Source organism: Thermodesulfobacteriota bacterium (assembly GCA_030583865.1).
In the GTDB taxonomy this organism is placed as follows: domain Bacteria; phylum Desulfobacterota; class GWC2-55-46; order GWC2-55-46; family GWC2-55-46; genus UBA5799.
Genome location: CP129479.1, coordinates 846,113 through 870,757, shown reverse-complemented (window position 1 = coordinate 870,757; position 24,645 = coordinate 846,113). Strand labels below are relative to the sequence as shown.

The following is a 24,645-nucleotide window of genomic DNA, read 5'->3' as shown; positions in this document are numbered from 1 at the left end:
ATATTGTTCCATGCCGTCCCCCCGACAATAATGATTGCACCTTTACGGAGCTGATGCTGTACGCTCAAAAAGCATCCCCGCCGGAAAAGTATTGATGTAAAGCCTCCAGGCGCGCGCAAGCCGGCCCTCTCGAGTTCTTAACAAAAAAGAGCCCGCCCGTCAATTCATTCGAGATAAGAAGAAGGCGGCAAAGGGGCGGGCGGGGCAAGAGCGTACGCTGCCTTCGCCCCGGCGCCGCGGGGAATCACCTCGCCTTCGCCTCTCTCATGTGCTTAAGCTGGATGGACGTGAACGCCAGCGTGATCCCGAAGAGTATGAGATAAAGGCCGGTGAGCATGACCAGCACCAGCAACCCGGTTATGGGCCATGCCAGGAGCAGGACGCCGAAAACGAGAGAGAGCGTGCCTGCAACGCCGGTCAGCCAGGAATTCTCCTCCTGCCGGCGGCTTATTGCGCTCACGACCTGGACGAGCCCCTTGCCGATCGCCCATACGGCCATGATGACGAGTAGCGCGAAGAGCGTAAGCCCGGGCCATGCGAGTATCACCAGGCCCGCGCCCACGCCTATGAGGCCGATTACGAGCATGAAGAGAAAGGAGCGCTTTCCGGTGATACCGAGCCATATGGCGGATATGCCGTCGATTATGGCGTATATGCCGAAGAGCGTGACCATTACCAGCAGCGATATGCCCGGCCACGCCAGAATGATGATGCCGAATACGATTGCGAGGAGACCTTCAGACAGGAGCACGCTCCATCTCTCAGGAAGGCCCAACTCCTCTATTTCCTGCGGATTTTTATTGATCATGGGAACCTCCTTTCACACTTGTTAAAGTTTACATCCATTTTGGAGTTCCTTCCCGGCGGACACTTCCCCGGCAGTCCGCGTCCCCCTCCGCCATTGCGCCTCCGGAGGCCGTCGTGTTATAATTTATTCAAAAGTTTACACGGAGGCGCTCAAATAGCACAGCTATTCGGAAACCTTTCGGGCCTGAAAGCGGGCCAGCTCAAGGCCGCGGAGAGGATATATCAACGGAGGGTCCCGCCTTCGAGGGTAATAACCCCAGAGCTCGGCCGGTACATGGCGGGGCTTTCGAGGGAAATCAAGAGGCAGATAGGCGTAATCATAAACCGCAGGGGTGCCGTGGTCGCGGTGATAATCGGAGACGAAAGGGAGATCGTCATCCCCGTCCTCCCGGATTATCCCCTCGGAAGAAGGCTCTTGAGGGGCCTGCGGTGCGTGCATACGCATTTGAAGAACGAGCCCCTTACGCAGGACGACCTCACTGACCTGGCGCTCCTCAGGCTCGACCTCATGACCGCCATAGGCGTAAAAGAGGACGGCCTCCCTGCCGACGCCTATACCGCGCACCTCCTACCCTATTACCCGGACGGCCCGACGTACGATGCAGGTCCCCCGGTGCCGTTCCACTCCCTCGACACGGACGCCGAGAGCTTCATCGTCTCCCTTGAGGAGGAGATGGGGCGCGCGGTCACAAGGGACGTAAGCGACAGGAGGGAGCGGGCCATACTGGTGAGCGTGGCTACCCGTCCGAAAGACGAGCAGATGGAGTCTCTTGAAGAACTCAAGGAGCTCGCCAGGACCGACCAGGTGGACGTCCTGGACATGGTCTGCCAGAGGCCCGAGCGCCTCAACCCCAAGTACCTGATGGGCACGGGGAAGATAAAGGAGCTCATAATAAAGGCCCTCCAGAAGAACGCGACCCTCATCATCTTCGACCAGGAGCTTACGCCCACGCAGACGAGGGAGCTCGGCGAGATAACGGAGCTTAAGGTAATCGACCGGACCCAGCTCATACTCGACATATTCGCGAGACGGGCGCACTCGAGGGACGGCAAGGTGCAGGTCGAGCTCGCGCAGCTCAAGTACCTCCTCCCGAAGCTCACCGGAAAGGGCACTTCGCTATCCAGGCTCATGGGCGGAATCGGCGGAAGGGGCCCGGGCGAGACGAAATTGGAGGTGGACCGGAGGCGGGTGCAGGACAGGATCGCGCACCTTGAAAAGGAGCTCAAGTCGTTGAGCCGCGGCAGGTTCGAGAGGAGAAGGCGGCGGGCCGGGAGCGGCATACCGATAATATCCATTGCAGGCTACACGAACGCGGGCAAATCTACGCTCCTTAACGCCCTTACCAGAAGCTCGACACTGGCCGAGGACAAGCTCTTCGCCACCCTCGATACCGCCTCCAGGAGGCTCCGTTTCCCGAGGGAGCGCGACGCGGTCATTACCGACACTGTCGGCTTCATAAGGGACCTGCCTGCCGACCTCTTCAAGGCCTTCAAGGCCACTCTTGAGGAGATGGAGGACGCGGACCTCATAATGCATGTCGTTGACGCGAGCAGCCCGGCGTTCGAGGCCAGGATGGAGACGGTCGAGAAGATTTTGGACGAGATAGGGCTTAAGGATATACCTCGCCTGCTGGTATTCAACAAAATCGACCTCATGGACCCGGAGGTCGCCAATAACCTTGCCCGGAGGTTCGGCGCGGTCGCCATATCCGCGACAGACCCGCGGACGCTCGGGCCGCTCCTTAAGGAGCTCGAAAAACGGCTCTGGCCCGGAGAGGCCCCCGAGTCGTCAGCCGCAAACTAAAAAAGGCCGCCCGATGGGGCGGCCTTTTTCACATTTCCAGCCGTAGAAGCCTGTTCATTTTCAGAAATGATACGAAATACCCCCGTAGGCCTGGCTTGCCTCGTAATCGAGGTCGACCTCTATCTCGCCTCCGAAGCTGAAATCGACACGGCTGTATTTGTACTCAGCGAAGAGCGAGAGACTGGGAGTAATAAGGAAATCTATGCCGGCCAGCGCCTGCCAGCCCCATTCCTCGTCGTCATCTCCGGCGAAAGTCTCTCCCTGGACTCCGACGTTATTGATCTTTCCGCGGAAATAGCCACCGCCGGCCCCGATATACGGCCTTATTATCTCACCGGGGTAGCGGAAAATCAGGTTCGCCGTAGCCGAGTAGACCTTCATATCCGCGTCCACGCCTACACCGAAGCTGTCGGTTGTTATCTCGTCTAGGTCGGACTCGTGCCAGTTAAGGTCCAGCTCCAACCCTGCGACCCTCGCCATCCAGCCTATCTTTGCGCCTGCGGCAATCCCCGTGTCAAAGGTAAACTCGCCTCTGAAACCCAGTCCTGCGTTGTCGCTCGCGTCAGAATCATGCGGCATCGCCGCGCCGAAATAGGCGGCGACATAAGGCTCCGCGTGGGCCGGGACAGAAAATGCAAAAATACAGCCAACCACCAGCGCAAAGGTCGCTCTTAGCATGCTCGCCTCCGGTTGAAAGTTTTTCGCATCCGTCTCTGGACGCTGCTGGCCGGCAAATACCTCCTGCAAGTTACCGTGCGCTGCGCATTACAAAAAAGTATAATCCCGTTTTCCGGTTTATCAAGCCTCGAGCCTCGAAATCTTCACGCCCACCAGCCGGACCGGCCTCTCCATGTCCACAGAATCGATGAGCCTCAATGCCGTGGCCCGGATGTCGTTTTGCGAGTCCGAGGCGGACTCCAGGGCCTCGGACCTGGTGATGGTCCTGAAGTTATTGAACCGGACCTTTATGCCCACGGAGCGCGCCTTGTGCCTCCCGGCCTTAAGCCTCCTGACCAGGTCCTGCGTGAGCTCGTTGAGGGTTTCCTTTATGATATGCAGGTCCGAGGCGTCCTCATCGAACGTGACCTCGCGGCTCAGTGACGACGGCTCGTGGAAAGGCACGACAGGGCTTTCGTCCAGCCCCCTTGCGTGCTCGTTGAGGGTCTTCCCCCGCTCCGGCCCGAAGTTCCTCTCAAGGTGCCGGACCGGGGTCCTAGCGAGCTCGCCGACGGTTTCGATGCCGAGGTCCTTAAGCCTCTTTTCGGTAGCCGGGCCTACCCCGAAGAGCCTCCTTACCGGCAGGTCCCTCAGGAACTTCCCGACACCCGCCTCCTCGATTACGAAAAAGCCGTCGGGCTTTCCGGCTTCCGAGGCCATCTTCGCCAAAAGCTTATTCGGCGCGATGCCCGCCGATACCGAAAGCCCGAGCTCCCTCCTTATGCGCCCCTTCATCTCCCTCGCAAGGCGTATCGCGGCGGGAAACGGGTCCTCTCCGGGCATGGGCGCAAGCTCGACAAAGGCCTCGTCCAGGCCGAAGGACTCTACAAGCGGGCTATAGTCCCGGAGGATAGCCATGAACCTTTCCGATTCGCGCTCGTATGATGCGAAATCAACGGGCAGGAAGACCGCCGAAGGAGAACGCCTCAGCGCTTGCCTCAAAGGCATCCCCGCCTTTACCCCGTCTTTCCTTGCCTCGTAGGAGGCGGCGGAGACGACCCCCCTCTTCGACGGGTCGCCGTCGGCCCCGACCACCACGGGCCTGCCGCGCAGCTCAGGGTTCTTTTTTATCTCGACCGACGCGAAGAACGCGTCAAGGTCCAGGTGTATGACAGCTCTCCCCATCTCTCCCCCAATATTCCCGGATTACTCAATTCTAATCCCATACCCGGAGGTCCGCTTTCCGGAAGCTCGATATTGCGGTATCAAAAAAAAATTGAATCCCCCCGCAGGAAGCTCCGGAGTATCTTCAAACCTCTCCTCCCTTGATGGGAGGGGATGGAGGGACGGGTGACTTATCCTTCACCCCCTCCCCGGCCTCCCCCATCAAGGGGGAGGAGTTAAAAACAGCGCAGCAAGTGCCGGGAATTTGACCCGTATATGATAAAAGGCAGCCTCTAAAAATTTGTGATTTTTTCCGCTTTTTCCGGAAGGCCGGGAATAAAAAACGGAGCATGTATGAAAATATGTGAGCAAAAAAATTGAAGGCCGTGGGGGTTCCCAGGGCCTTCAGGCGTCCGGCAGTATAGCATGGGGTGGAAGGATTCTCAAACGATTAGATAAGCAGCTTGCTGAAAAACTCCGTTTTTATTCAGGCTGCTCAAAAAGCTCCAGATGCGAGGCCCCCGTTGGAACAGGGGAGCGAGGAATAAGGCGTACTTTTCGTGTACGCCTTCGTAGCCAGCGACGTAGCCTTCGAAGCAGATGACTTTCTGAGCAGCCTGTTAGGTGAAAAGGTCTTCCCGGAAGGGTTCTTCAGGCGTACTTGTTTGCCGAGCGCACTATCTCGTCGGCGAAATACGGCTTCCTTATGAACTCGTCTATCATGCCCTCCCTCACGCCCTGGAGTATCGCGTCCTCTGCGTCTCTGAAGTACCCGGTAAAAAGGACGACCTTGGCGGCGGGCCTTATCTTCTTTATCTCCCTGAAGGTCTCGAGGCCGTTCATCCCGGGCATGATTATATCCATGAAGATGAGCGAGTAGGGGCTGTCCTTCACCGCCTCTATCGCCTCCTTGCCGTTCACGGCGTATGCGGCGTCGAACCCCTCATCCCTCAATATCTCGCTCATCCCGAGGCCCACGGTCTCCTCGTCGTCGACGACAAGTATCTTCCTTTGCTTCGTTTCCGACACTGGGCCTCCGGTCTCGTCCCGGGGATATCTCGAATTAACTTCTTCCCACGCGGACTCTTCCGCCCTGCTCGATATTTTTGAAATCTGCATGGAAGAATATGGGCTCTGGATGAAGGGCTCTTCTGATGTGGTCCAAGGGTTTTTTATCGAGGCGGTTTTCGTTCAAATTATAGACATCCGGCGGGATATGTCAAGGGGGGCCGGCCCTGCCAAGCCGTTAACGGCTGGCCGGGGCTCAGTGCCCGGTTACGGTTTTGACGGTATTTGACAACCTCTGGGCTGGCGATATAATGAAAATGACTTTCAATATCGACACAAGCCGATTTTTCCTTTTTCAAACGGAGGTGGGTTATGAGAAGCCTTGAGTGGAAAAGAAGCCTTTCCGAGGCTATTGATGAGGCAAGGGGGGGCACGAGGCTCCCGTTGATGGTCTTCACCGCCAAGGGTTGCGCGGGCTCAGAGAAGACCATGAACGAGGTGCTGACCAACGAGTCCGTCATAGCCGCGATCGAGCGCGAGTGCGTGCCGGTCCGGATAGACGTGGAAGAGAACAACGAGATGGCCGAGCGCTTCAGGGTAGGCTGGACTCCGGCTTTCGTGGTCTGCGACGAGGAAGGGAACGCCCTCGAGCGCTGGGAAGGGTATATCCCGGCTGAGGACTTCATCCCGCAGCTCATCCTCGCCAAGGGCCTCTCCGCCTTCCACCTCGGCAGGCACGAGGAGGCCGCCAGGGAGTTCAATATGCTGGTCGAGGACTATCCGCGCTCCGAGCTCGTCCCCGAGGCCGAGTACTATCTCGGCGCGGCGACTTTCAAGCTCACGGGCGAGACCAACAAGCTCACGGAGGTCTGCCGCGACCTCATTATGACGCACCCGGAGAGCACCTGGACTAAAAGGTGCTCCCTCTGGGGCCGCGACTCGAATTACCTCCGGCCCTTCGTCGGGTACGACGGAGGCGGGTCCGCGGGGAGCGGCGCCTACTGAGCGGGCGAGGATAACAGGCGCACAGAGGGGGCGCGGGCAAAACCCGCGCCCCCTCATTTATTTGAATTCCCTGTCCGTAAGTAATAAAATATAGATGGAGCCGGAGGGAACGAAACCTTAAAGAGGGGGCTTATGGCAGAAATCAGGATTGAAAAAGGAAATGGCACATTATTGCCGCTGGTTTACAAATATCTACCCCGCCTCGACGATCTCATACTGGTGGCGGTCGCCCTGGGCATAATCGCTGCCGCCGTGTTGCTCCTGGTCGAGGCGGCAAGCGACTTTGTCTACCTGTCGGACCATTCCATCCCACACATCATAAGCGACCTCATGTTCGTGCTTATAATAATGGAGCTCTTCAGGCAGGTGATGCGCCAGATAAACAGGCAGGCTTTTTCGCTAAACCCGTTCATCTACATAGGCGTCATCGCGAGCATCAGGGGCCTGCTCCTTACCCAGATGAGCCTCGGGCTCGGCGAGGCTGACTGGCAGACCGCCGTCATACAGCTCTCGGTCCACGCGCTTATAGTGCTGGTGCTGGTAATCGGGCTCCTGGTCTACTCGAAGGTGCAGGCCAAGCCCGCGGACTGAAAGGGAAGTAGGGCTGCTGCAAAAAAAGGGCGCGGGATGGTCCGCGCCCCTGAATGGATTTCTAAAAATCAGACATGTTTCACGATTCGAGGCAGGGCGGTGTCAATATGAGCTTTCTTCTCCGCCTTTTAAGAACCCCTATTCCCTGTCCTCGTTCAGATACACGACCCTTCCGAGCTCGTCGAGCGTGGTAACGCCCTCAAGCACCTTCTGGAACCCGTCCTTCTGGAGGGTTACCATTCCACCTTCCAGGGCGGCTTCATAGAGTTCCTCCTCGGGCGCGTCGGCTGATATGAGCTTCCTTAGTTTCCGGTCCATTACCAGTATCTCGAAAACGCCGACCCTGCCGTAAAAGCCGCTCCCTCCGCACCTGCCGCAGCCCTTTCCGCGGAAAAGCCTGGTCTTCGGCGGGAAATACGCGGCCTCGTCGGGCGCGGGCGCGTACGGGGCCTTGCAGTGGTCGCATATCCTTCTTACCAGCCTCTGCGCGACTATGCCGTTCAGGGCCGAGGCCACCATGTACCCCGGTATCCCCATGTTCTTGAGCCTCGTAACCGAGGAGACCGCGTCGTTGGTGTGTAGCGTCGAGAAGACGAGGTGACCCGTCATGGAGGCCTGGTGGGCAATGAGCGCGGTCTCCTCGTCCCTCATCTCGCCCACGAGTATCACGTCGGGGTCCTGCCTGAGGACCGATCTCAGCGTGTGGGCGAAGGTCAGCCCGGCCTTTTCGTGCACGGCCACCTGGCTAACGTCCCTGAGCTCGTACTCTATCGGGTCCTCTATGGTGATTATGTTGATCTTGTCGTTCTTTATGTGGGAGACCATCGCGTAGAGCGACGAGGACTTCCCGCTACCCGTGGGGCCAGTCACTATGACCACACCCTGCGGCCTCTTTATTATGCCGAGGAGGCGCTTCGAGTCGGTCTTGGAGAAGCCCAGCCTGTCTATGCCGAGGGCCGCGGCCTTTGGGTCGAGGACCCTCATTACGACCGTCTCGCCGTACTGCGTGGGGAGGGTGGAGACCCTCAGGTCCAGGGATTTCTTCCCGAGCCTCACCTTTATCCTCCCGTCCTGGGAGGTCCTCCTCTCGGCGATGTCCATCTTGGCCATCACCTTTATCCTGGAGACCGCCGGCCCGCTGACCCATTTCGGGAGCTGCATTATCTCCCTCATGATGCCGTCTATCCTGAACCTGAGCCTTACAAAGTTCTCCTGGGGCTCGATATGAATGTCGCTCGCCCGGAGGTCTATTGCCTGGATGATTATGGAGTCCACCATCTTGATGATGGGAGGGGTGGTGCTCTTCTGTATGAAGTTCGAGAGGTCGTCGAACTCCGGCTCGTGCACCACCTCGACGTACTGGTCCTTCCTCAGGTCCTGGACAAGGTTCTCTATGGGCTCGTTCAGGCGGTAATACCTGTTTATGGAGGTCGTAACGTCCGCGATGGTCGCGACATGGGGCTTCACTTCCAGGCTGGTCGAGAAACGCAGGTCGTCTATCGCGTTGAGGTTCAGGGGGTCCGACATGGCTACGTTCAGGACCTTCCCATCCCTGGAGAGCGGGATGAGGAGGTACTTCTTGCTTATGGACTCGGGGACGAGCTTGAGGGCTTCAGGGTCTATCGCCGAATCGATGTCTATGTAGGGCAGGTTGAGCTGGAATGAGAGCGTCTGGGCGATGTCCATTTCGGTCGCATACCCCTTGCTCACGAGTATGCTGCCGAGCCGCTTACCCTTGCGCCTGCTCTCTTTAAGCGCCTCTTCGATCTGGTCCCTGCTCAAGAGCCCGGACTCGACGAGGATTTCGCCTATTTTTTTGACCGCCATCGGTTAGTTCACATTCTTGCGGGCCAGGGCACGGTTTTCAGGATGACTTCACCCGCTTTTAAAATATGACAAGAAGTATCTGAGCGCGCCCGAAAGACACCCTCTTCGGGCGCGGGAAAGGTCTGGTGGAGGGTACCGGGATCGAACCGGTGGCCTGCTGATTGCGAACCAGCCGCTCTCCCATCTGAGCTAACCCCCCGGGAAAGACACAATAGCTATTCTTATCAAAAAAAAGGAATCCCCGCAAGTGTTTATTGGGCCGGTCCGGGCAAAAAGAATGCGGTTATGGTACGAGTGGAGTCTGGGAGTAGAAAGACATGATTCCGAATGGGCGAAAGCCAGGGTCACGGGCCCGAGGTCAGTTGAGATACGCCTTCATCCCGGTTTCAAGGCTTTCAGGGACCATGCCGAACACCTCTACTATGGCGTTCATCGAGGTGGTATTGTCCTCAAGGAGCATCTTGAGCGATTCCCTTGAGACGGGGGGCCTGGGAAGGATCTTTTCCAGAAGGAAGGCGTTAATGTCCATAAGGAGCATGGGCACGTGGACCTTTCTCCTTTTCCTGCCGATCGTTGCGCCTATCCTGTCGATTACCTCGTCGAGCGTGAGAGCTTCCAGCCCCGCCAGGTCGAGAGTTTTCACTTTCGCCTGCTTCTTCGCGAGGGACATTGCGAACGCGCGGGAGACGTCGTTTACGGACACGGGCTGCATCCTGCTCCTGCCGTCCCCTGGCACGAATACAGCCGGCAGGCACGACATGGCCCTGGCGAAGACGGTCGTGAAATGGTCCCCCCTGCCGAATATCACGGAGGGCCTGAATATGGTGTAGTCGAGCCCCGACGAGCGTACCAGCTCCTCTGCTTCCCACTTGGTCCTGTGGTAAACGCTACCGGACGAGGCCCTGGCCCCGAGCGCGCTCATGTGTATGAGCCGGGAAACCCCCATCCCCCTGCAGGCGTCGATAACGTTACGCGTCCCGTCGACGTGGACGGCCCTGTAGGTGGAGCCCCTAGACTCGTTCAGTATGCCGACGAGGTGGACGACTGCCTCCACCTCAGGCGTTATGGCCTTCAATACCGTCGAGATGCTCGTAACGTCGCCCCTGAAGAGCTCGCACCCGGCCTCCCTTAGCCCAGCCGCCCTTTCCGGGCGCCTTGAGAGGCAGCGCACGCTCCTTCCGTCGCGGAGGAGTTCCTTTGCCAGGCTGCTACCGACGAAACCTGTTCCGCCGGTAACGAGGATCATCGTTTCTTTCCGAGGATTTCCTTGATGGTCTGCTTGAGTTCCGTAAGGTCGGACGACTTCGTGATGTAGGCGTCGGACGCCCATGTGCCGAAGTCGTGCTTGTAGTGCGGGTATGCCGTGCAGAGTATCACGGGCAGGTCCTTCCATTTCTCCTTGACGCGGCGGAGCACCTCGACCCCGTCCATGCCCGGCATCTTGATGTCAAGGAGCACCAGGTCTATCGAGTCCTTTTCGAGCTTCTCCAGCGACTCTTCGCCCGAGGCGGCCAGGTCGACTTCCCAGCCCTCGTCCTCGAGCTCCTCCTTGTAAAGGAGCCGGAGCCCCTCTTCGTCGTCGACAACAAGGATCCTTTTCTTCATAAAAACTCCATTCCGTGAAATCCGCGGCGGGTCAGACCGCCCGGCCCGCCTCTACTGGCGGGACGCCGGCGCCCGGCCGAGCCGCGCCCGAATACGGAAGCTTAATGGTGAAAGAGGCCCCGCGGCCCTCGTTACGGACCTCGATCCCCCCTCTGTGCCTCGTTATGATGGAGTTGGCTATCGGCAGACCAAGGCCGGTGCCGTGCTTTTTCGTGGTGAAGAAGGGGTTGAAGATGTTCCCGATGTGCTTCGGGTCGATGCCGCCGCCGGTGTCCGAGACCTCCGCGACCGCGAAATCGCCCGAGCGGGAGGTCACCACCCTGAGCGCGCCTCCCTTTTCCATCGACTGTATCGCATTGGCTATTATGTTGTCAAAAGCTATCTTCATCTGCTCCCTGTCCGCGAGCACCGGAAGCGGCGCATGCCTGGAGCGCCTCTCGACGGTTATGCCGTGGGCCGAAAACTCGTCGGCAAAGACGTTAAGCGCCTCGTCAAGTATGCCGTTCAGGTCATCCGGCTTAAGCTCCACGAGGTTGTCCTTGAGGAACCGGATGATGCCGTTCATTATCTTCTCGATACGGCCTATCTCGTGCGACATCTTGTCGAGATAGACAAGGCCGGGGGAGCCTGGCGGGAGCTGCCTTTTGAGCCTGGCCGCATAGCCGCCGATGCTCAGAAGCGGGTTCCGTATCTCGTGCGCCATCGTGGCCGCCATGTCGCCCAGCGCAAGGAGCTTCTCGGAGCTTGCTAGCCTGGCCTGTATCTCCATCAGCTCCGAATGGGCCTTTCTATGGTCCTCGATGAGCGCCGCGTTCCTTACCATGAGCGACGCCTGTATCGCCGCGACCTTAAGGAGCTGCTTTTTTACGAGCGAGGGCCTCGTCCTCTCCCTCGACTTCAGATAAATGACGCCAAACGGCGCCTTGCCGCCGAGGGGATATACGAGCGCGGTACTGACGCCCTCGAGGCCGCGGTCCGGTATCCCCTCCCACTCGGCCCCCCGGGGCTCCTTCTGCGCCTCGACCAGGGCCCCTCTTTCGACCGCTAACGCCGGAAGCCCCTCGCCCTTTCCGTAGGAGAGGACCCCCGTCGTGCAAAGCCCGCTCGACGAGGCGGCGAGCTTGAGAGCACCGCCCTCGCCTGCCAGGAAAAAAAGGCACTCGTCGAAATGGAACTTCAGGGCAAAGAGCCTGGCTGCGCTTTCAAGCCTCTCTTCGAGCTTTCCGCCGGAAGCGGCGAGCTCGTTTACTTTCTCTATTATATCATATTCCATTGAAACCACGGCCTACAGCGGTTCGGAAACGGGGCGTCAGACCTTAGCCTCTCTTAGGAACTTGGCCGCCTCCTCCGGCGGGGTCGGGTTGATGTAAAAGCCCGAGCCCCACTCGAAGCCCGCCAGCTTCGTAAGCTTCGGTATAAGCTCGAAATGCCAATGGTAGAACTGGGACGAGCCGTCCTTTACGGGCGCGGCGTGCAGGATGAAGTTGTACGGCGGGAAGTTAAGGACCTTGTCTATTCTCTTCAGGACGTCCGAGAAAATGAGCGCGAGGTTCTCGTACTGGTGCTTCTGCGAGTTCTCGAAGCTCGATTCGTGGACCTTGGGCATTATCCATATTTCGAAGGGTGCCTTCGGCGCGTAGGGGGTTATGGCCAGGAAGTCCCTGTTCTCCGAGACCACGCGCACGCCCTGCATCGTCTCCTGCCTTATTATGTCGCAGAAGACGCACCGCTCCTTGAAGTTGAAGTATTCGAGCGAGCCGTCGAGCTCCTCGGCTACCCTCTTGGGTATGATGGGGAGCGCAATGAGCTGCGAGTGGCTGTGCTCAAGGGTGGCGCCGGCCGCCTCGCCGTGGTTCTTGAATATCAGTATATAGCGGAGGCGCTGGTCCTTCTTCAAGTCTATTATCCTGTCCCTGTAAGCCCACAGCACCTCCTCGAACTGCTGCGGCGCTATGCGGGCGAGGGTGTCCGTGTGCTGCGGCGACTCTATTATTACCTCGTGGGCCCCCACGCCGCTCATCTTGTCGTAGACGCCGTCGCCCTCCCTGTTGAGCTCGCCCTCCACTTTCAAGGCCGGGTACTTGTTCGGGACCACGCGCACGTGCCAGCCGGAGGAATTGGGAGAACCCCCGTTCTTCCTGTACGCGAGCACCTCGGACGGGGTCTTCGGTTCGTTCCCCGGGCAGAACGGGCAGAAGCCTGCCTTAAGCGTAGGCTGGGTGAACTCGAACTCCGACGGGCGCTTTCCGCGCTCGGTCGAGATGATGACCCATCTTCCGACAATCGGGTCTTTTCTTAATTCTGGCATTATTTTTCCCCGCGGAAAAAGAGGCGATTTGAGGAGGTGTGCGGGAGCCTGGAGACGAATGGATCGAGGGAGAGCCGGTTACTGGTTAAGCATTTCTCGCTTTTTCGAATTCCTCTTCTTCCTTCTTGCATTCTATGCAGCAGGTGGTGACCGGTCTTGCCTCGAGCCTCTTCTCCGATATGTCCTCGCCGCAGAGTTCGCAGACGCCGTAACTGCCGTCGTCTATCCTCTTCAGGGCCTCCTTGATTTTGGTTATGAGCTTTCTTTCCCTGTCCTTGACGCGGAGCAGGAAGTTCCTGTCCGTCTCAAGGGAGGCGCGGTCGGTCGGGTCCGGGAAGTTCTCTTCCTTTCCGCTCATCCCTGAAACGGTCTTTCCCGCCTCGCTCAAGAGCTCTTCGAATTTTTCGTTGAGGAGGATCTTGAAGTACTCGAGCCTGTCCCTTTCCATAATCAAAGAGTATAACTGAAAAGGCCTCCTGATGTAAATAATAATCTATGTTCTTTAATTTCGCCGACTTGCGCGGCCTTGTGAAAGAAAAAAAACGCGACGGGCTCACTCGCGGGTGTAATCGCCGCTCTTGCCGCCGGTCTTGCTTACAAGCCTTATGTCGGTGAGCTCCATGCCCTTGTCGGCTGCCTTGCACATGTCGTATATGGTAAGGGCCGCGACAGACACTGCCGTGAGCGCCTCCATCTCAACGCCGGTCTTTGAGGCCACCCTGGCTGTCGCCGAGATGTCGATGCCAGGCGGGTCCATTACCGGCTCGAACTCCACATCCACGCTCGTAATGTTAAGAGGATGGCAGAGCGGTATGAGCTCGCCTGTCCTCTTGGCCGCCATTATGCCAGCCACCCTTGCGACGCCGAGGACGTCCCCTTTTTTCACCTCGTTCGCGAGGACGAGGTCCAGGGTCTCCTTTTTCATAAGCACGCGTCCCCTTGCCGTCGCGACCCTCTCGGTCACGTCCTTGGCCGTCACGTCTACCATGCGGGCCTTTCCGCGCCCGTCTATGTGGGTAAGAGCCATCTGAAGCCCTCCTTTACGCAATAAAGCCTCAGGCTGCTGAAAAAGGCCTTGAATGCGTCGCCTTCAAAATTGGACACTCCGGCGTACAAAAAAGTACGCCTCATTCCTCATTTTTCGAATCCTTGCACCTTGAGCCTTTTGAGCGGCCTGCATGAGATTTGAATTTTCGGCAATCCGCCGGCCGCGACCCCCGTCCAGGCCGCCCGGGACCGCGCCTAACAGGGTGTTGAAAAACACCCTGTTAGGCAATCCACGGATGGATTGCCAAATTGCGAAGACTATCCAAGTCGAGCAATTTGTGAGGCTTGGACGGATTCATTCCGGCCAAGCCGTGGTTGAAAAAGTCCAGGAAGGACTTTTTCAACATCCTGCTAGTAGCCCGCCTCCACGATGCGGCCGTTCTCAACCGTGAGGATGAAGAGCCTTTTTACGGCCTCCCTCCTCGGGTTGAAGGAAATGGCGCCCGTTGCGCCCCTGAACTCCTTAAGCCCCTTCAGCCTGTCCCTCACGTCATCCCTGCCGTAGCCGGGGCCTGATCCCGCGACGGCATGGAGGAGCATGCGGGCCGAGTCGAAGGCGTGGGCCGAGAGTATGCCGGGGCTCTTCCCGAAGGTCGCGTTGTAGTCGCGCGCGAACTCCTCGGTCCCGCCCCTCCTGCTCGTGGCGTAGAACCCGTCCACGAAGACCGCGCCCTCGACGTTCCTGCCGGCAAGCTCCACGAGCCTCGGCGAGTTCCAGCCGTTCGAGCCGAGGAGCCTCACGCCCTTGATGCTGAAGTATTCGAGGTACGGCGCGATGAGAGCGGCCTGCTCGTGGGAATCGGGGATGAAGAGCGCGTCCGCCTGGATAGTCGGCTCGAACTCCCTTATTACGCGCCTACCTTCCTTCCGCTCCTTCGTCTGCACGCCGAAAATCCTTCTCACGGTGTCGGTGAAATCCGCGGTGCCTTGGGGGTAGGAGGCCTTACGGACGACTGTGCCTCCGTTCTCCTTTACGGCCATCTCGAAGTGCCTGGCAAGCTCGGTCCCATAGGAGCTCTGCGGATGGAGCACGGCGAAACGCCTGGCGCCCAGCTCCTTTGACGCGTGCGCGGCGAGCGCCCGCGCCTGGTCCTCGGGGGTGAGGAAGTTCCTGAATACGTAGTCTCCGGCGTCGGTGACCCCCTCCCTCTGCGAAAGGGTGATTACCGGAAGCCTGTTCATCTGGGCCTGCCTTGCGACATCGAGCGCGTTGGTGCTTAGGAGCGGCCCTATGAGGCCCAGGACCCTCGGGTTCGAGGCGAGCTCCTGGACCGCCCCGGATACCGAGGCCGGGTCCGAGACGTCTTTCACTATGACCTCCACCTGCCGGGCCCTCGGGCCGAATATGCCGGACGCGAGGAGGATGCCCGAGAGCGCCTCCTCTCCGAACGACGCGTAATCGCCGCTTAAGGGAAGGAGCACCCCGATCGCCGGGAGGTTCGAGGGGACGGTTATTCCGAACGAGGCCTTTTCTATTTCAGACAGGAACCTTGCGGCCTTGGCGCGCTGCGCGATGGAAGCGTCCCTGTCCTTCCTGACCGCCTCGAACGCCTCCCTTGCCTGGTCGAGCCTGCCTGTCCTGTATTCGATTAACCCGAGCTCTATCGAGGCGTCGTGCCTGAACTTGCTCGCGGGGAAACTGAAAAGGAGCAGCCTGTACGTCTCGGCGGCCTTCGGGAGCTCCTTCCTGTCCCTGTAAATGCGGCCGAGCCTGAGGAGCGCCTCGTCCATGTAGTCGGACCGGGGGTTCGAGTCCACGTAGCCCTCGAGCTTGCGGACCGTCTCGGCGTCCGCGCCCTTCAGGTCGAGTTCCTCGAAAATCACCAGGAGGTCGTCAGTCTTCGTTTTGTCGCTGAACCAGAAGGCGTCGGCCCCGGGGGCCAGGAGAAGGAGCGCCAGAAAGGCTATTATGGCTTTTCTCATTCGAAGATTTCCTTGACCTTTGAGAAGAAGTTTTTTCTCAGCGGGGTCGTGTCCTCGCCGCTTATCTCCGCGAACTCCTGGAGGAGCTCCTTCTGCCTCTTGTTGAGCTTTGTCGGCGTCTCTACCTTTATAATGACCTGCTCGTCGCCGCGCCTTCCGGTGTGCACCGAGGCTATGCCCCTGCCCGGGAGCCTGAACAACTTCCCGGACTGGGTGCCGGCAGGCACCTTGAGCTTGGCCGGGCCCTCTATGGTGGGCACCTCTATCTCGGCGCCGAGCCCGGCCTGGCTGAAGCTTATCGGCACCTCGCAGATTACGTCGTCCTTCTCGCGCCTGAATATCGGGTGCGGCCTGACCGTGATGAAGATGTACAGGTCCCCGGACGGACCGTTCCTGTCGCCGTACTCGCCTTCGCCGGCCAGTCTTAACCTCGAGCCTGTATCGACCCCGCCGGGTATCTTGATAGTAAGCGGCGCAACCGACCTGGTCTTGCCGCTCCCCCTGCACTCGCCGCAGGGGTCCTTTATGACGCTCCCCTGCCCCTGGCACGCCGGGCAGGTCCTGGCTATGCTGAAAAACCCCTGCTGGAACCTGACCTGGCCGGCCCCGCCGCAGGTCGAGCAGGTCACCGGATGGGTGCCGGGCTTTGCGCCGCTCCCGGAGCAGGCGGAGCAGGCGACGGTACGCTCCACCTTCACGGTCTTCTCCGTCCCGAAGGCCGCCTCGTCGAAGCTTATCTCGAGGTCGAAGCGGAGATCCGCCCCGCGCTCCGGCCCGGGCCGCCTCCTTCCGCCTCCGCCGAAGAAGTCGGAGAAGACCTCGCCGAAGATGTCCTGGAAGTCCGCGCCAAAGCCGCCGGGGGCTCCGCCCCCGCCAAAGCCCGCGCCGGAACCGGCATAGCCGAACCTGTCGTAATTGGCCTTTTTCTGCGGGTCCTTGAGCGTTTCGTAGGCCTCGTTTATGAGCTTGAACCTGTCCTCTTTTTCCTTGTCCCCGGCGTGCTTGTCGGGGTGGTACTGGTGCGCGAGCTTCCGGTACGCCTTCTTTATCTCGTCAACGGTCGCGTCCCTGGAAACGCCGAGTATCTTATAGAAATCCTTTTCGTCCATCATCTTTTATGAGCCGGCCGGGCGCCTGGCAACGGCCACCATGGCCGGCCTCAAGAGCCTCCCTTTCAAAAGATAGCCCTTCTGGAACTCCTTCACGACCGTCCCGGGCTCGGCCTCCCCTGTCTCCTCCTCGGATATCGCGTGATGCAGCGCGGGGTCGAACTTCTCCCCTGCCGCCTTTATCTCCTGAAGTCCGAATTTCCTGAGCGCGCCGTAGACCTGGTCCACGGTGAGCTTCACTCCCTGCCTGAGCGACTCCGTACTACCCTCGCCGTTCGCGTGGGCAAGGGCCCTCTCGAAATTGTCCACTATGGGCAGTATCTCCTCCATGAGGCTCTCGTTCGCGAAGCTTATGGCCTCGGCCTTCTCCCTCTCGGCCCTTTTCCTGTAGTTCTCGAGGTCCGCGAGCGCCCTCAGGTACTTGTCGTAGTTCCCCGCGGCCTCCAGTGACTTGGCCTCGAGCTGGTCGCTTAAGCGCCTTATCTCCTCCTCCGGCGTCTCGGCAATCGGCGCGCCTTCATCCGCCGCGCCCTCATCCCTCCGGGCCTCTTTTTCCGTGCCTTCGTCCCTGTCCATCACAATCCCTTTTCTTGTTTTTTAGTCATGCCGGGGCGGCAAAAAATGGCCCCGCTCGGAATCAGAATAAAATTTAGTGCCGTGCGCCCGGAAAATCAACCCGGGAGGCGCGCCCCTGGAACAAAAACGTTAATGGCGACCTCTAAAAATTGGAGATTTTTCACTGAATCAAGGAAGACCGGGAATAAAAAGCGGAGCATATATGAAAATATGTGAGCATTTTTATGCCCGGCCTGACACAGAGTCAGAGGAAAAGATCAATTTTTAGAGGTCGCCCGGGCTAAAGGACCTTCGTAAGCAGTCCGGAGGCGTAGTCCACCAGGGGTATTATCCTGGAGTAGTCCATGCGGACCGGGCCGACCACGCCGAGCGTGCCGAGCGCTTCCCTGCTGCCGTAGGGGGCCGTAACGAAGCCCAGCCCCTCGAACTCCTCGACCGCGCTCTCGGAGCCGAGGTATATGCGGATGCCGCTCTCGTCAAGGCTCTTGTCCAGAAGCTTTACAAGCAGGCTCTTCTCCTCGAAGGCGGAGAATATCTTCTTCATCCTCTCGACGTCGTCCCTGAACTCCGGCTGCTCCAGGACATTGATCTTTCCCTCGACCACTATGTCGTTCTCCCCGGCCCTGCCGCTGTCTTCGAGCGCCTCGGCCCCGAGGCGCAGGGCCTTCAGGAGGAGCTCGTCATAGAGGTTCTTGTCCCTCTGCATCTCGTCGATTATCCGGGCCCGGAGGCCCTTGAGGGTAAGCCCGCCGGCAAAGGAGTTCAGGTAATTGGATATCCTCTCAAGCTCGAGCTTCGCTATCCCTTCCATGCGGACGATCTTGCTCTCGACCTGCCCGTGCCTCGAGACCAGGAGCACTATGACACCGGACGCGTCTATGGGGAGGAGGCTTATGTGCTTTATTACGAAACTCTCCCTCCTGGGAATGAACATGAGCCCGGCGCAGCTGGTTATGGACGAGAGCGCCTTTGCGGTGTCCGAGAGCATCTCTTCGAGGCCGGCGGCCCGCTCGCAGCTCTTCCTTAAGAGGTCCTTGTCCTCCTTCTCCGGCTCACGGAGCTCCCGCATGCCGTCGATATAGTACCTGAAGCTCTTTTCCGTGGGTATCCTTCCGGCTGACGTGTGCGGCTGCTTCAAATACCCGTGGACCTCGAGCTCGGCCATGATGTTCCTTATGGTGGCCGGGCTTATGCCGAGGGAATAGTTCGTGGAGATGGCCTTGGAGCTTACCGGCTCCGCGGTCCTGATGAAGTCCTGTACAATCGCCCTAAGGACATTGCTTGTGCGTTGTGAAAATCCCTGCATGACGGCCCCTCCGGGAACCCTATCAGGATGTTGAAAAAGTCCTTCCTGGGCTTTTTCAACCACGGCTTGGCCGGAATGAATACGTCCAAGCCTCACAAATTGCTCGACTTGGATAGTCTTCGCAATTTGGCAATCCATCCATGGATTGCCTGAGCGGGGTATTTTCAACACCCCGCTAAAGCCTTGCCGGGCAACCATTTTGCCCGCGATGTATCAATTAAGGCAACCTCTGAGAATTAAAATTTTTTCCGCTTTTCCCGGAAGGCCGGGAATAAAAAGCGGAGGCATATATGTGAATATGTGAGCATTTTTATTAACGTAACCTACGCTGAGTCCGGGGAAAATAGCAATTTTCAGAGGTTGCCTTAATCAATTATATACGATTCCCCCGAATAGCCCAACAAAAATAACAGCCGCTAAAATGCTTGTCAAGCGAGAAGGGCGTGATGCGAGGCCCCTTGCACAGGCCCGTCGGCGTGCCGGAACCGAAAGGCCCAAAAGTCTTTCGCGAGCTTCCAATGCCGGGTGTTTCATGCCTGCCGAAAAGAAAGGGGGGGGCAGGCCCCGCGCCCTTTGACTCAGGGGGGTGTGGGCGCGGGGCCTGTGAGGGTGTTCTGAAGAGCTGGAGCCGTCGTCAGCTCAGGCGATGAAGGTTTTGGAGGACGGTCAAAAAAAACTGGACGCTACCTTACCCACCTGGTTATGGGCGGGGGAGCAGGCTTTTCTCCGAGTACCGTTATCTCAAGCTCGCAAGCGTTGCAGGCATTCACCCTGACTGCCATGTTGTTATCGGGAAGTAGCACAACGTCGTAATCGAGGCTCTCGACGGTGTTGTTGAAGTCGCTCCTGCCGGCGACTCCTTCGCCGTTCAGGTCTATCGTAGCGCTGCTGACCCTGGACTTCCTGCCGGCGTCGCCGCCGTTTCTGACGATAACCTTTCCGTTTCCGGGGACCGGGGCCGTGAAAACGAAATTGGCCTCCTTGGTGCCGCTCCTCGCGTCTTTATTCGTCTTCGCCACATAGACGGGACCATAGATCGTGACAAGCTCCGCGCCGGCGATTGCGGGAGCTCCGAACAGGAACAGGGTTGAGAGGGCGAAAAACCGGCTAATTCTCTTCATGGCCCATCTATCCTCCTTTACATTTTATGACACGCCCATGTTATATCACCGCAATCACGCAACCGGCAGTGACATGGGTCACAAAACAAGGAAAAAACTCAAGACAAGATTAAGGGTTTTTGGCCTATAAGTGCTTGAATTTCAAGGGTTATACCAAAGATATAATAAAGCCCTCCGTATTAATACCCGTAGACTACCTGTTTTTGCATGCGATAGAATAATATGGATGGCAGGGGGCATCTCTCCTTGCCTGGAGCGCGTCCGAAAAGGAGACACCTATTGCCGTTTACCCCGCCCAAATACCCAAAGTTCGCAGGATTGAACCGGGAGGCAAGAGATTTCCTGCAACCGGCGCTCAAGGCGCTTGAGCCGGAGGTCTCTGAGCTCACCTTCGCAAACCTTTATCTCTTCAGGAAGGCCCACGGGTACATGCTATCCGCGCTCCCTGACGGCAGCCCGGTCATATCCGGGGAAGACGACGGGGCAGCATTCTTCATCCTGCCCGCGGTCCTTCCCCCGATCGAACTGCTCGCAGACCTTTTCCGGAGGTTCGGCTCGATGAAGTGCGTTACGGAAAATCGCGCGAAGGAGCTCTCGGAGCTGGGCTTCAGTGTTGCCGAGGACAGGGACAATTTCGACTACCTGTACTCGCGGCAAGAGCTTTCAAGCCTTGCAGGCCGTAGGTATCACAGGAAGAAGAACCTTGTGAACTACTTTACGGGGCGATACAGGTACGAGGCCGGGCCTCTTCTTCCCGAACACGGGAAAGACGCCCTCGCCATATTGGAGGAGTGGCGGGCAGGAGAGGACGGCCCCGGCGACTACGAGGCGGCGAGGGAGGGGCTCGAGCTCTCGGAGGAGCTCGGGCTTTGCGGCGGGATATACTTCGTCGAGGGCAGGCCCGCCGCATACACGCTGGGCGAAGAGCTCAACACCCGCACATTCGTCATACACTTCGAAAAGGGGGCGCCCGGCTTCAAGGGGCTCCTCCAGTTCGTGAACAAGAGCTTCGCCTCCATACTCCCGGAGAAATACGAGCTCATAAACAGGGAGCAGGACCTGGGCCTCGCTGGGCTCCGGAAAGCCAAGATGAGCTACAGGCCGACAGGGTTCGTTAGGAAATACAGGGTGTCCAAAGGCAATCGCGAGCTATAAGTGCTTGATTTTACAGCTTTTTAATGTCAAAATACCGTCAAATACAACCCTCTTCAAAAACTCCCGATAATCCGGAGTATTTGGTCTATGGAGTTCAACTTCTATATCGCAATCGCGATATTCACGCTGGTGTATGCCCTCCTCATCTGGGACAAGCTCAACAGGGCGGTTGTCGCGCTCCTGGGGGCAACGGCACTCATAGTCTTCGGAGTCATCAGCCAGGAGGCCGCAATCGAGGGGATCGACTTCAACACCATCGGCCTCCTCATCGGTATGATGATAATAGTCTTCATCTCGCAGAAGACGGGGATGTTCCAGTACATGGCGATAAAAGGGGCCAAGATGTCCAGGGGCGACCCCTGGAGGATACTCGTGTCCCTCTCGGTCGTGACCGCGGTCCTTTCGGCCCTCCTCGACAACGTGACGACTGTGCTCCTAACCGTCCCCATCACGCTACTCATAACCGAGGAGCTGGAAGTAAGCCCTGATCCGTTCCTGGTCTCCCAGATACTCATGTCCAACATAGGCGGCACGGCGACCCTTATCGGCGACCCGCCGAACATCATGATAGGTAGCGCAACCGGGCTCACCTTCATGGACTTCGTCTTCGGAGTGGGGCCTGTCGTGCCTCTCGTGGCCGTCGGCACGCTGATACCCTTGAGGCTCATATACGGCAAGTCCTTCAGGGTCTCGGATGAAAGGAAGAAGCGGATAATGGAGTTCAGGGAAGCGGAGGCCCTGACCGACAGGCCCCTGATGATGAAGTGCCTCGCGGTCCTCGGGATGGTCATAGGCGGCTTCATGCTCCAGCGCCATCTCCACCTCGAGCCGGCCACGACAGCCCTCTTCGGGGCAGCGGTACTGCTCATGATATCGAAGGAGGACCTGCACGGCGTCATGGAGAAGGTCGAGTGGACCTCCATATTCTTCTTCATAGGACTGTTCATAGTCGTGCGCGGTCTTATAGAGGTGGGCTTCATAAGGCTCATGGCGGACATGATGCTTGAGGCGACCGGCGGGCGGTTGATTACGACAGGGTTCGTGATACTCTGGGGGTCCGCTATCGCATCGTCCATAGTGGACAATATCCCGTTCGTCGCGACGATGATACCGCTCATAAATGGCATGGCCCCGTCCTTCGGGGGAGACGCGGCGGTGCTGCCGCTCTGGTGGTCGCTCTCGCTGGGCGCGTGCCTCGGAGGGAACGGCACGATCATCGGCGCCTCGGCCAATGTGGTGGTTGCCGGGATTGCGCACAGGAACGGGCACGGGATAGGGTTTGTAAAGTTCATGCTGCTTGCTTATCCGCTCATGCTTTTTTCGATAGCAATCGCGACGGCCTACATGTATATAAGGTACCTGGGATAGAGCCCGGGAGGAGGGAATCGAGATGACGGCCGCAGGCATAATGACCAAAGAGGTCCTTACGATACCGGGTTCCGGGACCATGCTCGACGCATTCAGGCTCCTGAAGGAAAAAAAAGTAAGGCAGATACCCGTCCTTGACGGGCAAAACAGGGTCATGGGGGTCATAACCCCGCGCGCGCTCATGAAGGCGATACTGCCGAAATACGTAAGCGACGGGCTTGTCGCTGACGTAAAGTTCGCTCCTGAGCTCCCGGATTTCATAAGGAACATCGATTCGCTTGCCTTGAAAAAGGTCGTTGACCTCATGGAGCGGGACTTCGTCGCCGTCCGGCCGGAGACATCGACGATGGAAGTCGCTGCCCTGCTCGTAAACCCCGGAAAGCACGCGGACTCGGTCTTAGTGGTGGACGACGGGAACCGGCTGCTCGGGATAATATCGCCCTGGGACGTTTTCAGGAGGCTGTGGGACTACTCGGAAAAAAAGAAAAAGGGATAGGCGTCTACGCCCACATACCCTTTTGCCTCAGCAAATGCCCGTACTGCGCGTTCAACTCGGTCGCCGCTGGAGACGCACGGGCATACGAAAACAGGTACGTGGAATGCCTTTTAAAGGAGCTCGGGGCGAGGGCCGGCAAAGAGGGCATTCCGGGCCCGCTCCGCACCTTCTATATCGGCGGCGGCACCCCGACCCTCTTCTCCCCTGAGGCAATAGGGAAGCTCTTGTCCTCCGCAATCAAGCTCTTCGGGATTGCCGGCTCGCACGGGATCGAGGCCACGCTCGAGGCCAACCCGGACACACTTTCCCCGTCCAGGCTCGCCGGATACAGGCAGCATGGCGTAAACCGGCTCTCCGTCGGGTTCCAGTCGCTCGATGACGCCAGGCTCGCCGCGCTCGGCAGGACCCATACCGCCGGAAGGGCAACCCAGGCATTCAATTGGGGCAGGGACGCCGGCTTCGACAATATCGGCATAGACCTCATCTTCGGTACTCCCGGCCAGGACCATGCCAGATGGGAAGAGGAGCTTTCAGAGGCCGCTCTCCTGAAACCCGAGCACATCTCGCTTTACGGGATGACCATCGAGGAAGGCACCCCGTTTCACCGCAGGTACGGACCCGGAAAGACCGGACTTCCCGGCGAGGAGGCCGAAGCCGGGATGTTCACCATGGCAATAAAAATTCTCAAGTCAGCCGGGTACAGGCATTACGAGGTCTCGAACTTCGCGCTCCCCGGGCGCGAAAGCGTCCACAACACCCTCTACTGGAAAGGGGCCCCGTATATCGGCATAGGGGCCGGCGCCCATTCATACCTCCCCTGGCCGGGCTGGGGCCGGAGATGGTGGAACGAGACCAGCGCTGAAGAGTATATGAAAAGGGTCGAGGCCGTCATGGACGCCTCAGCCGGAGGAGAGGAACTCGGAAGGGAAGAGGCCATGCTCGAAGCCGTAATGCTGGGGCTCCGGATGGTGGACGATGGCGTAAGCGGCGAAAAATTCCGGGAAAAGTTCGGGCTATATCCGGGCGAGGCCCTTCCCGGCCTTGAAGCGCTTATTAAGGAAGGCCTGGTCCGTAAAAGGGGGGAGGACGTACTGGCCACCGAATCCGGGCTTCTCCTCCTTAACGAGGTCACGGCCAGGATGCAATAAAAAAAGCCCCGCTGCCCACAAGGGCGCGGGGCTTCAAGCGCTTTTTCAGCGCGTAACCCTGCAGGCGAGCATGCCAAGCAGCTTGTTGACCGGGTTCTGCCTTGGAAGGAACGTAAGGACCGGCTTTCTCCTTACGCCCAGCCTCTTAAGCTCGCTAAGGAGGGCGAAGTTGTCGTTATCGAGCTTGAGGCCCTTCCTGAAGGCCCTCACTGCAACGGACTTCTGCCCGTTAAGGAGGAATATCCTCCCGAGGTTAAGGTATATCTCGGGGTTATAGAACTCCTTCTCCGCCGCCATGAGGCAGAGCGATATGGCCTTGTCGAAGTTGCCCTCCGAGTTGGCGAGGCTCACGGCGTAATACGACATTGCGGTCGGGTGCTGCGTGAAGCAGAGGTCCTGGTCGAAAACCTTGACAGCGTCATCGAAGAGCCCCTCTCGCGCAAGCCCTATCCCCTTTTCGATAACCTCAGTGCTCATAATAGTCCTCCTCTGGAATTATCTGAAAACCGATGCCGCTCATGCATGAAGGGGAGACCGAAAACCGAAGGTGAATCTCTGTATTTCTTATAAACCAGGGCCGGATTTATTTAAGTGACCGTAGTCACAAAAGGGAGGCCGTA

The 24,645-nt window shown here is 58.5% G+C and carries 24 protein-coding genes and 1 tRNA gene; 7 read left to right on the top strand and 18 right to left on the bottom strand.

Annotated features, from left to right (window positions below):
- Positions 1 to 244: 244 nt before the first annotated feature.
- The gene (locus tag QY316_04055; GenBank protein ID WKZ33590.1) at positions 245 to 808 is read right to left on the bottom strand and encodes an HdeD family acid-resistance protein; all 564 of its coding nucleotides are present in this window, start codon (positions 806 to 808) and stop codon (positions 245 to 247) included.
- Between the two features lie 273 nt (positions 809 to 1,081).
- Between QY316_04055 and hflX the strand changes: the two genes are divergently transcribed.
- On the top strand, positions 1,082 to 2,611 hold the full coding sequence (gene hflX / locus QY316_04050; protein WKZ33589.1) for a GTPase HflX: 1,530 nt from the start codon (positions 1,082 to 1,084) through the stop codon (positions 2,609 to 2,611).
- 60 nt (positions 2,612 to 2,671) lie between these two features.
- Here hflX and QY316_04045 read toward each other — a convergent pair whose 3' ends face one another.
- The 3 genes from QY316_04045 to QY316_04035 form a co-directional block, all read right to left on the bottom strand.
- Positions 2,672 to 3,289 carry an outer membrane beta-barrel protein gene (locus QY316_04045; GenBank protein ID WKZ33588.1) on the bottom strand — a complete coding sequence of 206 codons (618 nt, stop codon included), beginning with the start codon at positions 3,287 to 3,289 and terminating at the stop codon, positions 2,672 to 2,674.
- 120 nt (positions 3,290 to 3,409) lie between these two features.
- Positions 3,410 to 4,453: a DNA polymerase IV gene (locus QY316_04040; GenBank protein WKZ33587.1), complete on the bottom strand. Its 1,044-nt coding sequence runs from the start codon at positions 4,451 to 4,453 to the stop codon at positions 3,410 to 3,412.
- Between the two features lie 630 nt (positions 4,454 to 5,083).
- The gene (locus QY316_04035) at positions 5,084 to 5,461 is read right to left on the bottom strand and encodes a response regulator (protein WKZ33586.1); all 378 of its coding nucleotides are present in this window, start codon (positions 5,459 to 5,461) and stop codon (positions 5,084 to 5,086) included.
- Between the two features lie 351 nt (positions 5,462 to 5,812).
- Between QY316_04035 and QY316_04030 the strand changes: the two genes are divergently transcribed.
- Entirely contained in the window at positions 5,813 to 6,445 is a 633-nt protein-coding gene (locus tag QY316_04030) for a thioredoxin fold domain-containing protein (protein WKZ33585.1), read from the top strand.
- 132 nt (positions 6,446 to 6,577) lie between these two features.
- A complete protein-coding gene (locus QY316_04025) occupies positions 6,578 to 7,036 on the top strand; it encodes a phosphate-starvation-inducible PsiE family protein (protein WKZ33584.1) in 459 nt (152 codons plus the stop codon).
- A 138-nt stretch (positions 7,037 to 7,174) separates the two neighbouring features.
- On the opposite strand, the gene QY316_04020 is transcribed toward QY316_04025, so the two are convergent.
- From QY316_04020 to QY316_03960, 13 genes are all read right to left on the bottom strand, one after another.
- Positions 7,175 to 8,863, bottom strand: a complete 1,689-nt coding sequence (locus tag QY316_04020) for an ATPase, T2SS/T4P/T4SS family (protein ID WKZ33583.1) — start codon at positions 8,861 to 8,863, stop codon at positions 7,175 to 7,177.
- A 123-nt stretch (positions 8,864 to 8,986) separates the two neighbouring features.
- Positions 8,987 to 9,062: transfer RNA gene (locus QY316_04015), tRNA-Ala, on the bottom strand.
- 159 nt (positions 9,063 to 9,221) lie between these two features.
- A complete protein-coding gene (locus QY316_04010; protein ID WKZ33582.1) occupies positions 9,222 to 10,109 on the bottom strand; it encodes a complex I NDUFA9 subunit family protein in 888 nt (295 codons plus the stop codon).
- On the bottom strand, positions 10,106 to 10,468 hold the full coding sequence (locus QY316_04005) for a response regulator (GenBank protein WKZ33581.1): 363 nt from the start codon (positions 10,466 to 10,468) through the stop codon (positions 10,106 to 10,108). Before QY316_04005 ends, QY316_04010 begins: the two co-directional genes overlap by 4 nt.
- Positions 10,469 to 10,499: 31 nt before the next feature.
- On the bottom strand, positions 10,500 to 11,741 hold the full coding sequence (locus tag QY316_04000) for an ATP-binding protein (GenBank protein ID WKZ33580.1): 1,242 nt from the start codon (positions 11,739 to 11,741) through the stop codon (positions 10,500 to 10,502).
- Positions 11,742 to 11,777: 36 nt separating this feature from the next.
- Complete coding sequence (galT, locus tag QY316_03995) at positions 11,778 to 12,776, bottom strand: galactose-1-phosphate uridylyltransferase (protein WKZ33579.1); 999 nt, start codon at positions 12,774 to 12,776, stop codon at positions 11,778 to 11,780.
- Between the two features lie 85 nt (positions 12,777 to 12,861).
- The gene (dksA, locus tag QY316_03990; protein WKZ33578.1) at positions 12,862 to 13,224 is read right to left on the bottom strand and encodes an RNA polymerase-binding protein DksA; all 363 of its coding nucleotides are present in this window, start codon (positions 13,222 to 13,224) and stop codon (positions 12,862 to 12,864) included.
- 105 nt (positions 13,225 to 13,329) lie between these two features.
- A complete protein-coding gene (gene moaC / locus QY316_03985) occupies positions 13,330 to 13,803 on the bottom strand; it encodes a cyclic pyranopterin monophosphate synthase MoaC (GenBank protein WKZ33577.1) in 474 nt (157 codons plus the stop codon).
- 371 nt (positions 13,804 to 14,174) lie between these two features.
- Positions 14,175 to 15,746, bottom strand: a complete 1,572-nt coding sequence (locus tag QY316_03980; protein WKZ33576.1) for a penicillin-binding protein activator — start codon at positions 15,744 to 15,746, stop codon at positions 14,175 to 14,177.
- Positions 15,743 to 16,858, bottom strand: a complete 1,116-nt coding sequence (gene dnaJ, locus QY316_03975; protein WKZ33575.1) for a molecular chaperone DnaJ — start codon at positions 16,856 to 16,858, stop codon at positions 15,743 to 15,745. The genes QY316_03980 and dnaJ overlap by 4 nt, the downstream gene beginning before the upstream one ends.
- A 3-nt stretch (positions 16,859 to 16,861) precedes the next feature.
- Positions 16,862 to 17,431: a nucleotide exchange factor GrpE gene (gene grpE / locus QY316_03970; protein WKZ33574.1), complete on the bottom strand. Its 570-nt coding sequence runs from the start codon at positions 17,429 to 17,431 to the stop codon at positions 16,862 to 16,864.
- A 280-nt stretch (positions 17,432 to 17,711) separates the two neighbouring features.
- The gene (gene hrcA / locus QY316_03965) at positions 17,712 to 18,737 is read right to left on the bottom strand and encodes a heat-inducible transcriptional repressor HrcA (protein WKZ33573.1); all 1,026 of its coding nucleotides are present in this window, start codon (positions 18,735 to 18,737) and stop codon (positions 17,712 to 17,714) included.
- Between the two features lie 683 nt (positions 18,738 to 19,420).
- Complete coding sequence (locus QY316_03960; protein WKZ33572.1) at positions 19,421 to 19,858, bottom strand: hypothetical protein; 438 nt, start codon at positions 19,856 to 19,858, stop codon at positions 19,421 to 19,423.
- A gap of 279 nt (positions 19,859 to 20,137) precedes the next feature.
- Between QY316_03960 and QY316_03955 the strand changes: the two genes are divergently transcribed.
- From QY316_03955 to hemW, 4 genes are all read left to right on the top strand, one after another.
- The gene (locus tag QY316_03955; GenBank protein WKZ33571.1) at positions 20,138 to 21,013 is read left to right on the top strand and encodes a phosphatidylglycerol lysyltransferase domain-containing protein; all 876 of its coding nucleotides are present in this window, start codon (positions 20,138 to 20,140) and stop codon (positions 21,011 to 21,013) included.
- An 87-nt stretch (positions 21,014 to 21,100) separates the two neighbouring features.
- Positions 21,101 to 22,381, top strand: coding sequence for an ArsB/NhaD family transporter (locus QY316_03950; protein ID WKZ33570.1), 1,281 nt, complete (start codon positions 21,101 to 21,103; stop codon positions 22,379 to 22,381).
- A 22-nt stretch (positions 22,382 to 22,403) separates the two neighbouring features.
- A complete protein-coding gene (locus QY316_03945; protein ID WKZ33569.1) occupies positions 22,404 to 22,877 on the top strand; it encodes a CBS domain-containing protein in 474 nt (157 codons plus the stop codon).
- On the top strand, positions 22,844 to 24,025 hold the full coding sequence (gene hemW, locus QY316_03940; protein WKZ33568.1) for a radical SAM family heme chaperone HemW: 1,182 nt from the start codon (positions 22,844 to 22,846) through the stop codon (positions 24,023 to 24,025). Before QY316_03945 ends, hemW begins: the two co-directional genes overlap by 34 nt.
- Before the next feature lie 45 nt (positions 24,026 to 24,070).
- On the opposite strand, the gene QY316_03935 is transcribed toward hemW, so the two are convergent.
- A complete protein-coding gene (locus QY316_03935; protein WKZ33567.1) occupies positions 24,071 to 24,502 on the bottom strand; it encodes a hypothetical protein in 432 nt (143 codons plus the stop codon).
- Between the last annotated feature and the right edge of the window lie 143 nt (positions 24,503 to 24,645).

What these genes read in the sequence shown, in the direction of transcription:
- QY316_04025 (WKZ33584.1), top strand. Translation starts at nt 6,578, where the DNA reads ATGGCAGAAATCAGGATTGAAAAAGGAAATGGCACATTATTGCCGCTG.
- QY316_04010 (WKZ33582.1), bottom strand. Translation starts at nt 10,109, where the DNA reads ATGATCCTCGTTACCGGCGGAACAGGTTTCGTCGGTAGCAGCCTGGCA.
- galT (WKZ33579.1), bottom strand. Translation starts at nt 12,776, where the DNA reads ATGCCAGAATTAAGAAAAGACCCGATTGTCGGAAGATGGGTCATCATC.
- QY316_04055 (WKZ33590.1), bottom strand. Translation starts at nt 808, where the DNA reads ATGATCAATAAAAATCCGCAGGAAATAGAGGAGTTGGGCCTTCCTGAG.
- QY316_04030 (WKZ33585.1), top strand. Translation starts at nt 5,813, where the DNA reads ATGAGAAGCCTTGAGTGGAAAAGAAGCCTTTCCGAGGCTATTGATGAG.
- QY316_03980 (WKZ33576.1), bottom strand. Translation starts at nt 15,746, where the DNA reads ATGAGAAAAGCCATAATAGCCTTTCTGGCGCTCCTTCTCCTGGCCCCC.
- hrcA (WKZ33573.1), bottom strand. Translation starts at nt 18,737, where the DNA reads ATGCAGGGATTTTCACAACGCACAAGCAATGTCCTTAGGGCGATTGTA.
- dksA (WKZ33578.1), bottom strand. Translation starts at nt 13,224, where the DNA reads ATGGAAAGGGACAGGCTCGAGTACTTCAAGATCCTCCTCAACGAAAAA.
- QY316_03935 (WKZ33567.1), bottom strand. Translation starts at nt 24,502, where the DNA reads ATGAGCACTGAGGTTATCGAAAAGGGGATAGGGCTTGCGCGAGAGGGG.
- QY316_03945 (WKZ33569.1), top strand. Translation starts at nt 22,404, where the DNA reads ATGACGGCCGCAGGCATAATGACCAAAGAGGTCCTTACGATACCGGGT.
- QY316_03950 (WKZ33570.1), top strand. Translation starts at nt 21,101, where the DNA reads ATGGAGTTCAACTTCTATATCGCAATCGCGATATTCACGCTGGTGTAT.
- QY316_04000 (WKZ33580.1), bottom strand. Translation starts at nt 11,741, where the DNA reads ATGGAATATGATATAATAGAGAAAGTAAACGAGCTCGCCGCTTCCGGC.
- dnaJ (WKZ33575.1), bottom strand. Translation starts at nt 16,858, where the DNA reads ATGATGGACGAAAAGGATTTCTATAAGATACTCGGCGTTTCCAGGGAC.
- QY316_04045 (WKZ33588.1), bottom strand. Translation starts at nt 3,289, where the DNA reads ATGCTAAGAGCGACCTTTGCGCTGGTGGTTGGCTGTATTTTTGCATTT.
- QY316_03960 (WKZ33572.1), bottom strand. Translation starts at nt 19,858, where the DNA reads ATGAAGAGAATTAGCCGGTTTTTCGCCCTCTCAACCCTGTTCCTGTTC.
- QY316_04020 (WKZ33583.1), bottom strand. Translation starts at nt 8,863, where the DNA reads ATGGCGGTCAAAAAAATAGGCGAAATCCTCGTCGAGTCCGGGCTCTTG.
- moaC (WKZ33577.1), bottom strand. Translation starts at nt 13,803, where the DNA reads ATGGCTCTTACCCACATAGACGGGCGCGGAAAGGCCCGCATGGTAGAC.
- QY316_04005 (WKZ33581.1), bottom strand. Translation starts at nt 10,468, where the DNA reads ATGAAGAAAAGGATCCTTGTTGTCGACGACGAAGAGGGGCTCCGGCTC.
- hflX (WKZ33589.1), top strand. Translation starts at nt 1,082, where the DNA reads ATGGCGGGGCTTTCGAGGGAAATCAAGAGGCAGATAGGCGTAATCATA.
- grpE (WKZ33574.1), bottom strand. Translation starts at nt 17,431, where the DNA reads ATGGACAGGGACGAAGGCACGGAAAAAGAGGCCCGGAGGGATGAGGGC.
- QY316_04040 (WKZ33587.1), bottom strand. Translation starts at nt 4,453, where the DNA reads ATGGGGAGAGCTGTCATACACCTGGACCTTGACGCGTTCTTCGCGTCG.